We start from the raw sequence: 11,934 nt of genomic DNA on the forward strand, positions 1-11,934 counted from the left end.
ATGGCGATCAGCTTGGGCGCGCGCTGATCTCCTGTATCGTCAACCACTGCGTCAGCCAGTGTTTCCCCTCTTCGCAGGCGGTGGCCAATGGCAGCCCCCGCGCCAGGAAGCAGGCAATCGCCGTGGCCAGGCTGCAGCCGGTCCCCCTGGCGCCCTGCCGTTGACGCGGCGCGCGCAAAACATCCACGGTGCCGGGGCGGAACAGGTAGTCCAAGCACTCCTGTCTGCTGCCATGGCCGCCTTTGATCAGAACGGCTGCGGGCCCCGGTTGCGATGCGTTGCCCAGCAAACTGATGGCCTGTCGTTGCAGATCGTCGGGGTCCTCGCTGACCGGCTGCTGCGCCAGCGCTGCGCTTTCGGTCAGGTTCGGGGTCAGCAGGCTCACCCGCCCCCAAAGGGGAGCCAGGCTCTGCCGGTGTCCAAGGTCACCGCCGGAAGAGCTCTTGAGCACGGGATCCAACACCACCGGCACCCGTGGCGGCAGATGCGCCGCGATCGCCAGGGCGGCCTCTGCGGTGCCGAGCATGCCGATCTTGACGGCATCGACCGGCGCCTCATCCAGGCTGGCACGCATCTGTTCGACGATGATCGGGGTGGGCAGCGGCAAGGCGCAGCGTAAGGTTGCGCTGGTCTGTGCGGTCACAGCGGTCACCACCGGCGCGACGCGGCAGCCCAGCTCGGCGGCCGTGGCGGTGTCGCGCGTCAGCCCGGCGCCGCCGCTGGAATCGGTTCCGGCAATCACCAGGATGCGTGGCGCCGCAGTCATGTCGTCGCCACGGCCAGCAGGGCCAGATGGTCATATCCACGCTGCTGCAACTGCCGCGCGGCCCGCCAGGCGCGTTGACCCGAGTGGCAGCACAGGACGATCCGCCGGTCTTTCGGGAGGTGTTCCGCCGCAAGTGCCTGCAGGGGCAGGCGCCTGGCCTGTGGCGCCGCAGCTGTGGCGGCTTCTTCCGGGGGGCGCAGATCGATGACATAATCTCCGTCCTCGATGGTGTCGGGGGCGATAAAGGCAAATCCGTCGGCAGGTTCTTCCGCATCGTCAAAGCGAAAGCCCGACAGCCTGAGGTCCGCCATGTCCAGCGAGATCACCTGCCCCAGGGGGGAGGGGTCATGGCCGAGCAAGACCTTCAGCGCCATCTGCGCCTGCAGCGCGCCGATCGCCCCCACCAGCGGCCCCATGACGCCGAGGCTGGCGCAGGTGGCGCCGCTGTCGGGGGGATCGGGAAACAGCGCCCGCAGGGAGGGCGCGCCGTCGCAGAACCCGCCCACATAGCCCCTCTGCCCCAGGGCGGAGGCAGAGATCAGCGGTGTGCCCTGCGCGTGGCAGTGATCCGACAGGATGTAGGAGGCCGCGATGGTATCTGCACCATCCAGCACTAGGTCGGCGCGGGCGATGGCGGCGGCGGCATTCTCTGGCGTCAGCGCGCTGCCGATTGCATGCAGGTTCAGGGCAGGATGAGCCTTTTGCAGGTGGCGCCGGGCCGCCTCGACCTTGGGCAGGCCGATATCGCCCGTATGATAGAGCGGCTGGCGGTGCAGGTTGCTTTCCTCCACCACGTCTGGGTCCATCAGGGTGATCTCTCCAACACCGGCCCCGGCCAGATAGCTCAAGGCCGGACAGCCAAGCCCACCGGCGCCAACAATCAGAACATGGGCCGTTGCAAGCCTCGCCTGGCCGCTGGCGCCCACCTCGGGCAGGGCGATCTGGCGGGCGTACCGGTCGATCCTGCTCATCCGCCGCAGGCCCTGATCCAGTCCCGGGTGCGGGCTTCCGGGTCGCTGGCCTGCTGGATATCCGTCACCACCGCCGCGCTGTCGGCCCCGGCGGCAAAGACGCCGGGCAGGCGTTCGGGCGTAAGCCCGCCGATGGCCACCAGGGGCGTGTTGCCGGCAAGAGCTTTCCAACGCCGCAGCCGCTCCAGCCCCTGCGGCGGCCATTTCATCTGTTTGAGCTGGGTTGGATAGATCGGCCCAAGGGCCACATAGGCGGGATCATGGGACAGGGCGCGCTCAAGCTCGCCCTCGTCATGGGTCGAAAGACCATAACGCAGCCCGGCGCGGCGCAGGGCGGCAAAATCCGCCGTGTCCATGTCCTCCTGGCCGAGGTGAACGAAGCTGCAGTTGAGATCCAGCGCCGCCTGCCAGTGGTCGTTCACCACCAGCTGCGCGCCATGCACCGCGCAGAGATCGCGCGCACGGGCGATCTGGCGGCGCACTTCGGCTTCGGGTTGTTTCTTGAGGCGCAACTGCACCAGCTTCACCCCTTGCGGCACCAGCAGCTCCAATCGGCCAACATGGCCCACGATCAGGTAGAAGCGCTCCATCACAACAACTCCGCCAGACCCAGAACCGGGGTGGAGGGCACCCCCATGTCGCGCCGCTCCATCGGCTCGGCCTCAAAACCCGCGCGCCCGGCCCGCAAGGCCAGATCCATGGCGCGGGCCATGGCCACCGGATCGCCCGCCTTGGCTACGGCCGTGTTCATCAGGACCCCGTCCATGCCCAGCTCCATCGCCTCTGCCGCATCCGAGGGGCGGCCGATGCCGGCATCGACGATCAGCGGCACCTTCGGAAAATGCGCCCGCATCGCCTTGAGCCCGTCGCGGCGGAGCAACCCCTGACCCGATCCGATCGGTGCGCCCCAGGGCATCAAGACTTCGCAGCCTGCCTCAATCAGCCGCTCGCCGACCACCAGATCCTCGGTCGTGTAGGGAAAGACCTGGAAGCCTTCGGCGCTGAGGATCCGCGCGGCTTCCACCAGGGCAAAGACATCCGGTTGCAGCGTGTCGCCGTGGCCGATCACTTCCAGCTTGATCCAGGGGGTGCCAAGGACCTCCCGCGCCATATGGGCGGTGGTCACCGCATCCCGTACCGTGTGGCAGCCGGCGGTATTGGGCAGGATCCGTACAGACAGGTCCTGCAGCATGTCCCAGAAGGCCGCGCCGGATCCGCCTGCGCTTTCGCGGCGCAGCGACACGGTAATCACCTCGCAGCGGCTGTGATGGATCGCCTCCAGCAAGACCTGGGGTGAGGGGTATTGCGCGGTTCCGAGCAACAGCCGCGAGCTGAGCTCTACGCCATAGAGATTCATCTCTTAGCCTCCCTGCATCGGGGCGAGGATTTCGAGCCGGTCGCCATCGGTTAAGGTCGTGTCAACGCGTTTCGCACGCGAAACAAATTGCCCGTTCAGCGCCGTTGCAATCGCAGGGCTGGTCAGGCCCAGCTCCTGCAGAGCCGCATCCAGGGTCTCCGCGCGGATCTCACGCGGTTCTGCGTTCACGATGATCTGCATCTTCAATCTCCGGTATCAGCATGCCTGCCGCGCGCGCGGCCATGGCGGGCGCCAGCAGGAAGCCGTGGCGGTAAAGCCCGTTGAGGAACAATGTGCCGTCCTGCCAGATCAGCTGTGGTAGGTTGTTTGCAAAGGCCGGGCGCAGGCCTGCGCCAAGCTCGACAACCGAGGCCTCGGCCAGGCCCGGGTGCAGGGCATAGGCGGCGTTCATCAGCTCGCTGAGGGCGCGCAAGGTCGGCGGGCAGGTGGCGCTGCTTTCCAGCATGGTGGCGCCCAGCATGAAGTGATGGCCCTCGCGCGGTACAAGGTAGATGGGGATGCGCGGATGCAGCAGGCGCAGGGTGCGGCGGATCTCCACCCCCGGCGCATGCAGGATCGCCATCTCCCCGCGCACCGGGCGCAGGCCGTGCAAGGGCGCGTTCATGCCGGTGCAGTCGAGCGTCACCCGCTTTGGCGCGGGCCTGTTCAGATGTATCGTCACGCCCATCTCCTCAACCCGCCGGGCCAGGTCGATCAGCGCCCTGCGCGGGTCCAGGTGGCCTTCCTGGGCAAAGTGCAGACCGCTGCGGAACCGGCCAGCGAGGTCCGGCTCAAGTGCTGCGATCTGCGTCTCGTCAACCACCTCATGTGCTTCGGTGCGTTTGGCAAAGCGGGTGAGCTCGGCCCGGTCGCGGGCAGGCGCCAAGACCAACGTGCCGCGCCGGACCACCGGGGTGATCTGGGCCCACCAGTCGAGGGCGCGGCTGCCGAGGGTGATCACTTGCGCTTCGGCGCTTTCACCCTCGCACCAGGGGGCGAGCATGCCGCCTGCGTAGCGCGAGACGCTGCCCTCGCCGATGCGCGCGCTGCGTTCATAGATGGTTACGCTTGCGCCGCGCCGGGCCAGCTCATGCGCGCAAGCCAGCCCGGCAAGGCCCGCACCTGCGATGGTGATCATGCGCCCGCGTCCTCTGCGTCCTTCACCGGCACATAAAGGTCGCCGCCCTCGCGGAACTTGGCCGCCATCGCCTCCATGCCTTCCTTCTGGGCCTCGGCGCGGATGTCGTGGCTGATCCGCATCGAGCAGAATTTCGGCCCGCACATGGAACAGAAATGCGCCACCTTGTGGGCCTGTTTCGGCAGGGTGGCATCGTGGAAATCACGCGCTGTTTCAGGGTCGAGCGAGAGGTTGAACTGATCCTCCCAGCGGAATTCGAAGCGTGCGCGCGATAGCGCATCATCACGCCTTTGCGCCCCCGGCAGCCCCTTGGCCAGATCGGCGGCATGGGCGGCGATCTTGTAGGTGATCACGCCGGTCTTCACATCATCGCGGTCCGGCAGGCCCAGGTGTTCCTTGGGCGTTACATAGCAAAGCATGGCGCAGCCGAACCAGCCGATCATCGCGGCCCCGATGCCGGAGGTGATATGGTCATAGCCCGGCGCGATGTCGGTGGTGAGGGGGCCAAGCGTGTAAAAGGGCGCCTCGTGGCAGCACTCCAGCTGCTTGTCCATGTTCTCCTTGATCTTGTGCATGGCCACATGGCCCGGCCCCTCGATCATCACCTGGCAGTCCTTGGCCCAGGCGATCTGGGTCAGCTCGCCCAGGGTTTCCAGCTCGGCAAATTGCGCCTCATCATTGGCATCGGCAATCGATCCGGGGCGCAGCCCATCACCGAGCGAGAAGGAGACGTCATACCTGCGGCAAATGTCGCAGATTTCCTCGAAATGCTCGTAAAGGAAGCTTTCCTTGTGGTGATGCAGGCACCACTTGGCCATGATCGAGCCGCCGCGCGAGACGATCCCCGTCACGCGGTTCACCGTCATCGGAATCATATGCAGCCGCACGCCTGCATGGATCGTGAAATAGTCCACGCCCTGTTCGGCCTGTTCGATCAGCGTGTCGCGGAACACCTCCCAGGTCAGGTCTTCGGCAATGCCGTTCACCTTTTCCAGCGCCTGGTAGATCGGCACGGTGCCGATGGGCACGGGGGAGTTGCGGATGATCCATTCGCGGGTGTTGTGGATGTTGCGCCCCGTCGACAGATCCATCACCGTATCGGCGCCCCAGCGGATCGCCCAGACCAGCTTGTCCACCTCTTCCTCCATTGAGGAGGTGACAGCCGAGGTGCCCATATTGGCGTTGATCTTCACCAGGAAGTTGCGGCCGATGATCATCGGTTCCAGCTCGGGGTGGTTGATATTGGCGGGGATGATGGCGCGGCCAGCGGCGATTTCCTGGCGGACGAAGTCTGGAGTCACGTAGTCCGGGATATTGGCGCCCCAGTCGTTGCCATCGCGATGGCAGGGCGCGGTGTCGCGCAGCTGGTTCTCGCGGATGGCGACGAACTCCATTTCCGGCGTGATCAGGCCCGCGCGGGCATAGGCGAGCTGCGTGACGGCCTTGTTTCCCGTGGCGCGCAGGGGGGCAGGGCGATGTGGGAATTCTGGCGTCAGCCGGTCGCCTTGGGCAAAGCCGTTATCCTCGGGCTTGATGTCGCGGCCCTGGTAGTCCTCCACGTCCCCACGTGCGCGGATCCAGTCGCGGCGCAGTGCAGGCAGGCCCTGGCGGATGTCGGTGGTGTGATCGGGATCGGTGTAGGGGCCGGAGCTGTCATAGACCGGCAGCGGAGCTTCGCCTGCCGTGGGGTGGGTCGAGATCTCGCGCATCGGCACGCGGATCTGTTGGTGGATCTCGCCCGGCACGTAGATCTTTTGCGATGCGGGCAGCGGGCCGGTGGTCACGCTGGGCGCGATCTTTGGGTCTTGATGGGTCATGCGGTGCTCCTCGAAGCCAAACTTCAAAAAAGACACCAGATGAGGTTTGGACGGGGAAACGCGGAACGGGTGTACCCACCGTTCGGTTCAGACTGCGCATTTTGGGCCTGTACCGGGCCGTTGGGTGCGCATCCTAGCTTCCTACGCCAGTGTCAACTGGGTCAGGTTCAAAGGGTCGCGTCACCGGTTGGAGTTGCCTCCGCCCTGTCTGCCTCTCAGTCCCCTTGGCGGGACTCCCCTGCGTGCATTTACACCTAGAAGAGCGTCCCGGGGGACGTCAAGGGGGTTTCTTCGCTTGCTGCGGTCTAGGGTGTGAAATTTGTTAAATTACTGAAATTGCGTTGATAAAATTGCTTTTTGCGGCGCGGTTTCTGGGCCTTGCCATCCTGAGAAAAAATTATCTATAAAAATGGCGCAGCGCAAAATCGAGATGCGCAATGATAGATAAAATGTGAAATGGAGGGGCCGATGCTGGATGCCGCGCCGATCAGAACGGACTGGACACGCGCCGAGGCCGAGGAAATCTACAACCTGCCGTTCATGGATTTGCTGTTCCGGGCGCATTCGGTGCACCGGCAGGCCTTTGACCCCAACCAGGTGCAGAAATCCAAGCTGCTGAGCATCAAGACCGGCGGCTGCCCCGAGGATTGCGCCTATTGCAGCCAGTCCGCGCGCAATGGTGCAAAACTCTCGGCGGCCAAGCTGATCGAGGTGGAGCGGGTGATCGCCGAGGCGAAGAAGGCACGGGATGCAGGTGCGACCCGCTATTGCATGGGCGCCGCCTGGCGCAGCCCCAAGGACCGGGACATGGCCGCCCTTGAGGCGATGATCCACGGCGTGAAGGATCTTGGCATGGAGACCTGCATGACCCTTGGCATGCTGGAGGAAGATCAGGTCTTCCGCCTGCGCGATGCGGGGCTGGATTATTACAACCACAATATCGATACCTCGGAGCGCTATTACTCCGAGATCATCACCACCCGCACCTTTGCCGACCGGATCGAGACGCTGAACCGCGTGCGCGAGGCGGGGATCAAGGTCTGCGCGGGCGGTATCGTCGGCATGGGCGAGGAACAGATGGACCGCATCGACATGCTGCTGGCGCTGGCCACCCTGGACGAACACCCGGATTCGGTGCCGGTCAACATGCTGATCCCGATCCCGGACACGCCGCTGGCCGATGTGGCCAAACTCGATCCCATCGAGTTTGTGCGCACCATCGCCATGGCGCGGATCCTGATGCCCAACAGCCATGTGCGCCTGTCTGCCGGCCGTACCGACATGAGTGACGAGCTGCAGGCCATGTGTTTCTTTGCGGGCGCCAATTCGATCTTCGTGGGGGAGACGCTGCTCACGGCGGACAACCCCGAAGAGGACAAGGACCAGCAGCTGTTTGACCGGCTGGGCCTCAAGGCCATGGCGGCCCATTGCGAGGGGCGTATCGGCGAGGCAGAGGCATGACCGCTGCGGCCCTCAAACCGCTCACGGCCCAGTTTCCGCGCCAACAGGCGCTGCTTGACGGTCTGGCGCAGCAGGACCGCTACCGCCGCCTGATCCCGCGCGCGGGGCATGACTTTTCCTCGAACGACTATCTGGGCCTTGCGGCCAGCCCCGAAATGCGCGCCGCCGCTATGGCAGCCTTGCAGCGCGGGGTTCCAGTAGGTGCGGGCGGTTCACGCCTCTTGCGCGGCAATGACAGCGAGCACCATCTGCTGGAGGACGAAGCTGCTGCCTTCTTCGGCAGCGAGGCGGCGCTGTTCATGGGTGGCGGCTTCAATGCCAATGTGGCGATCTTCTCGACCCTGCCGCAGCGGGGCGATCTGGTGCTTTATGATGATCTGATTCATGCCAGCACCCGCGATGGCATGCGGCTGGGCCGGGCCGAGGTGCAGAGCTTTGCCCATAACGATGCCGCGGACGCGGCGCAGCGCGTCACGGACTGGCGCAGCCAGGGCGGCACCGGTCAGGTCTGGATCGCGGTCGAGGCGGTCTATTCCATGGATGGCGACCTTGCGCCGCTGGCCGAGCTGATGGCGCTGGCCGATAGCGCGGGCGGGGTTTTGGTGGTGGATGAAGCCCATGCCACCGGCCTGTTCGGCCCGCAGGGGCGTGGTCTGGCGCATGGGTTTGCGCATCGCGCGAACGTCATCACGCTGCATACCTGCGGCAAGGCGCTGGGGGCCTCGGGGGCCCTGATCTGCGCGCCACACGTACTGATCGAGATGTTGATCAACAAGGGGCGCAACTTCATCTTTGCAACCGCCCCGTCGCCGCTGAATGCCGCATTGGTGCGCGCGGCGCTGGGGCTGCTGGAAAGCGGCAGTGACCGGCTGGAGCGCGCCTGGGATGGCATCCACCACGCCCATGCCGAGGCGGCGCGGCTCTGCGGAATTGAAGGCCTTCAGTGCCAGATTCTTCCGGTGATCCTTGGCGAAGATGGGCAGACGATGCAGGTGGCCGCCGCGTTGCAGGCACGTGGCTACGACATTCGCGGCATCCGCCCGCCCACGGTGCCCGCAGGCACGTCTCGCTTGCGGATCTCGGTCACCCTCAACACGCCAAAAGAGGTGGTCACGGAGATGTTCCAGGATCTGGCGCAGGTGCTGGAGGTACAGGCATGAGCCGCGCGCTGGTGGTCACCGGCACCGACACCGGCATTGGCAAGACGGTGATCTCTGCTGCGCTGGTGCAGGCGCTGGGCGCGAGTTACTGGAAGCCGGTGCAGTCGGGGCTGGAAGAAGAGACCGACAGCGCCTTTGTCGCGGGGATGGCAAACTGCCACATCCTGCCCGAGGCCTATCGGCTGCAGCTTCCCGCCTCGCCGCATCTGTCGGCCGAGGCCGAAGGCGTGGAGATTGCCCTTGATGCGCTCGACCTGCCGCAGGTCTATGGGCCGCTGGTGGTCGAAGGGGCAGGGGGGCTGATGGTGCCGCTGAACCGCGGGGCGCTCTATGTCGATCTCTTTGCGCGCTGGCAGGCGCCGGTGGTGCTTTGTGCGTCAACCCGCCTTGGCACGATCAACCACACGCTTTTGTCGCTGGAGGCGCTGCGTGCGCGAAACTGCCCCGTTGTGGGAGTGATCTTCAGCGGCGATCCGGCGCCGCAGGTGGAAGAAACCATCTGCCAGTTCGGCAAGGTGGTTCACCTTGGCCGCCTGCCTGTCATCGCTCCGCTGACGCCGGATGCCCTGCGTTCGGCCTGCGCGGCCCATATCGATCTAGATACCATTCGCAAAGCCTTGATCTGAATGCCAGAAACCGCTCTCACCCCGCTTGCCTTTGACCAGAAACACCTCTGGCATCCTTACACGAATGTCACCAGGCCCGGCTCGACCTTCCTGGTGAAAGAGGCCGAAGGCGTGCATATCACCCTGGACAACGGCACCCGGCTGATCGATGCGATGTCCTCCTGGTGGTGCATGATGCACGGCCATCGCCATCCGGCGATCACGGGCGCGATGAAGGCGCAGCTGGACCGGCTGCCGCATGTGATGTTCGGCGGTCTGACCCATGATCCGGCGGTGGAGCTGGGGCGGCGGTTGCTGGAGATCACCCCGGACAGCCTGCAGCGGATCTTCTATTGCGACAGCGGCTCGGTCTCGGTCGAGGTGGCGATGAAGATGGCGGTGCAATATCAGCATGCCTTGGGCCATCCGGGGCGCAGCGAATTTGCCACCGTGCGCTCGGGCTATCACGGGGACACCTGGAAGGCGATGAGCGTCTGTGATCCCGATACCGGCATGCATCACTTGTTCCAGGGCGCGCTGAGCGTGCAGCATTTCGTTTCCCGCCCGCCGGTGCGCCTGGATCAGGCGTGGGTCGCGGATCCGGCCCTGAACGGGCTGGCGGAACTGCGCCGTGTGCTGGAGGCCGGACAGGACCGGATCGCCGCTTTCATCCTGGAGCCGGTGGTGCAGGGCACCGGCGGCATGTATTTCTACCACCCGGAATACCTCAATCAGGCGCGGGCGCTCTGTGATGAATTCGGCATCCTCTTGATCTTTGACGAGATCGCCACCGGCTTTGGCCGCACCGGAGAAATGTTTGCGACCGGCTTCACCACCGTGGAACCCGATATCCTCTGCCTTGGCAAGGGGCTGACCGGCGGGCACATTTCCTTTGCGGCGACGCTGACCAATGACCGCGTGGCCGAAGGGATCGGCGGCGGCAATCCCGGCATCTTCATGCATGGCCCCACCTATATGGCGAACCCGCTGGCCTGCACGGCGGCCTGCGCCGCCATTGATCTATTGACCGGGCAGGACTGGCAGGCGCGCATCGCGGCAATTGCGGCGCAGATGCGGGATGAACTGGCCCCGGCACGCGATCTGCCCGGGGTGCGCGATGTGCGGGTTTTGGGGGCGATCGGGGTGATCGAGTTGGATCAACGGGTGTCTGCGGATGAGGCCCATGCCCTGGCGCCGGACATGGGCGTCTTCCTGCGTCCCTTCGGCCATAATATCTATGCCATGCCGCCGTTCGTGGTGACGCGGGGTGAGCTGAGCCAGATCACCGGTGCAATGCGCCGCCTTGCAGGGATCCTGTGACGGCGGGGAGCTTGCTCATCGGGCGATGTCTCCGCGCCGGGTGCCCCTTCGGGTGATTCTTCCTGACGCTGAGCTTTTGCGGACTTTGTGCGGGGACTTGCGCCCGTGAATTTGAGCTTTCATCCAAAAAATTAAATGGAGAGTCAGGAAAATTACCTCCGATCGCCGCGAATGCTCGACAAATGGTCGCATTGAGGTCAAAAACAAGGTTAGGAGCCGGACACACTGGATCACCAGAACAAGAGGCTCCGGCTCGGATCGTGGCGATGTCGTCTGGCGCGACCATTATCCGCGATTATGGATGACCAAGGAAAACCAGAGCGCGCTACAGCTACTTCAGGCCGCGCGGAAAAACGAACAGGGATGACATCGATGAAAACCACTTCCTTTGCACTGACGCTGGGTGCAGCTGCATGTCTGGCAGGCGCCGCAGGGGCCGCCGATCTTGGCGCCGTGGACAAGCCGATCAAGCTGGCGATGAACGAATGGACCGGCCAGCATGTGACCACCCATATCGCCGGTGAGATGCTGAAGGCCGCCGGGTATCAGGTCGAATATGTCTCTGCGGGTATGATGAACCAATTCCAGGCGATTGCGGACGGTGACATTCACGCCACCCTGGAGATCTGGTCCTCCAACGTCTCGGACGAATACGCCAAGAAGGTTGCCGAAGGCACCGTCGAGGAACTGGGTGACCTGGAACTCAATGCCAAGGAAGGCATTGCCTACCCGGCGCATGTGGCGGACCTCTGCCCGGGCCTGCCCGCCTGGGAGGCGCTAAAAAACTGCGCGCCGCTGTTTGCAACTGCCGAAACCCTGCCGCAGGGCCGCCTGGTGGATTACCCCGCAGATTGGGGCACGCCGGGTGCCGACCGTATGACCGGGCTGGAACTGCCCTTCAAGGCGGTGCCTGCGGGCTCCGAAGCCGCGCTGATCGTGGAACTGCGCGCCGCGACCGAGCGCAAGACGCCGCTCTTGATCACCTTCTGGCAGCCCCATTGGGCGATGTCGGCTTATGACGTGAAATTCGTCGATCTGCCGGTGGGCGAAGAGGCCTGTTTCACCGATCCGGCCTGGGGTCCGAACCCCAATGCCGTCAATGACTGCGATTTCGCGCCCTCGCGCATCTTCAAGGCAGGCTGGTCGGGCCTGGCCGAAACCTGGCCTGCTGCCCATGAGATCCTCTCCGCCTATACCCTGGCGGTGGAAGACCAGCAGCCGATGATGGGCGCCGTGGATGTCGATGGCGGCAAGGTCGAAGAGGTGGTCGCCGCATGGATGGCTGCCAATGAGGACAAGTGGCGCCCGGTTGTCGACGCCGCCCTGAAGTGAGCCAAGA

The 11,934-nt window shown here is 64.8% G+C and carries 12 protein-coding genes and 1 riboswitch; of the genes, 5 read left to right on the plus strand and 7 right to left on the minus strand.

Annotation, left to right across the window (positions count from 1 at the left end; genetic code table 11):
* Positions 1 to 7 precede the first annotated feature (7 nt).
* From thiD to thiC, 7 genes are read right to left on the minus strand one after another with little or no spacing between them, the layout of a single operon-like run.
* Positions 8 to 766: a bifunctional hydroxymethylpyrimidine kinase/phosphomethylpyrimidine kinase gene (gene thiD, locus PXK01_RS18465; RefSeq protein WP_274861211.1), complete on the minus strand. Its 759-nt coding sequence runs from the start codon at positions 764 to 766 to the stop codon at positions 8 to 10.
* Complete coding sequence (locus PXK01_RS18470; RefSeq protein WP_274861212.1) at positions 763 to 1,737, minus strand: HesA/MoeB/ThiF family protein; 975 nt, start codon at positions 1,735 to 1,737, stop codon at positions 763 to 765. The genes thiD and PXK01_RS18470 overlap by 4 nt, the downstream gene beginning before the upstream one ends.
* A complete protein-coding gene (locus PXK01_RS18475; RefSeq protein WP_274861215.1) occupies positions 1,734 to 2,327 on the minus strand; it encodes a thiamine phosphate synthase in 594 nt (197 codons plus the stop codon). Before PXK01_RS18475 ends, PXK01_RS18470 begins: the two co-directional genes overlap by 4 nt.
* Positions 2,327 to 3,094 carry a thiazole synthase gene (locus PXK01_RS18480; RefSeq protein ID WP_274861217.1) on the minus strand — a complete coding sequence of 256 codons (768 nt, stop codon included), beginning with the start codon at positions 3,092 to 3,094 and terminating at the stop codon, positions 2,327 to 2,329. Before PXK01_RS18480 ends, PXK01_RS18475 begins: the two co-directional genes overlap by 1 nt.
* A gap of 3 nt (positions 3,095 to 3,097) precedes the next feature.
* A complete protein-coding gene (thiS, locus tag PXK01_RS18485; RefSeq protein WP_274861218.1) occupies positions 3,098 to 3,295 on the minus strand; it encodes a sulfur carrier protein ThiS in 198 nt (65 codons plus the stop codon).
* Entirely contained in the window at positions 3,264 to 4,232 is a 969-nt protein-coding gene (locus PXK01_RS18490; protein WP_274861220.1) for an FAD-dependent oxidoreductase, read from the minus strand. Before PXK01_RS18490 ends, thiS begins: the two co-directional genes overlap by 32 nt.
* Entirely contained in the window at positions 4,229 to 6,049 is a 1,821-nt protein-coding gene (gene thiC, locus PXK01_RS18495) for a phosphomethylpyrimidine synthase ThiC (RefSeq protein WP_274861222.1), read from the minus strand. The genes PXK01_RS18490 and thiC overlap by 4 nt, the downstream gene beginning before the upstream one ends.
* Before the next feature lie 121 nt (positions 6,050 to 6,170).
* Positions 6,171 to 6,299: riboswitch (TPP riboswitch) on the minus strand.
* Positions 6,300 to 6,517: 218 nt separating this feature from the next.
* Between thiC and bioB the strand changes: the two genes are divergently transcribed.
* The 5 genes from bioB to PXK01_RS18520 all read left to right on the plus strand — a co-directional run bounded on the left by bioB (position 6,518) and on the right by PXK01_RS18520 (position 11,927).
* The gene (gene bioB / locus PXK01_RS18500; protein WP_274861224.1) at positions 6,518 to 7,510 is read left to right on the plus strand and encodes a biotin synthase BioB; all 993 of its coding nucleotides are present in this window, start codon (positions 6,518 to 6,520) and stop codon (positions 7,508 to 7,510) included.
* Complete coding sequence (locus PXK01_RS18505; RefSeq protein WP_274861226.1) at positions 7,507 to 8,670, plus strand: 8-amino-7-oxononanoate synthase; 1,164 nt, start codon at positions 7,507 to 7,509, stop codon at positions 8,668 to 8,670. The genes bioB and PXK01_RS18505 overlap by 4 nt, the downstream gene beginning before the upstream one ends.
* The gene (bioD, locus tag PXK01_RS18510) at positions 8,667 to 9,296 is read left to right on the plus strand and encodes a dethiobiotin synthase (RefSeq protein ID WP_274848340.1); all 630 of its coding nucleotides are present in this window, start codon (positions 8,667 to 8,669) and stop codon (positions 9,294 to 9,296) included. Before PXK01_RS18505 ends, bioD begins: the two co-directional genes overlap by 4 nt.
* Complete coding sequence (bioA, locus tag PXK01_RS18515; protein WP_274861228.1) at positions 9,297 to 10,595, plus strand: adenosylmethionine--8-amino-7-oxononanoate transaminase; 1,299 nt, start codon at positions 9,297 to 9,299, stop codon at positions 10,593 to 10,595.
* A gap of 372 nt (positions 10,596 to 10,967) precedes the next feature.
* Positions 10,968 to 11,927, plus strand: coding sequence for an ABC transporter substrate-binding protein (locus PXK01_RS18520; RefSeq protein WP_274861230.1), 960 nt, complete (start codon positions 10,968 to 10,970; stop codon positions 11,925 to 11,927).
* Positions 11,928 to 11,934 lie beyond the last annotated feature (7 nt).

The organism is Phaeobacter sp. PT47_59 (assembly GCF_028890025.1).
Lineage (GTDB): Bacteria > Pseudomonadota > Alphaproteobacteria > Rhodobacterales > Rhodobacteraceae > Phycobacter.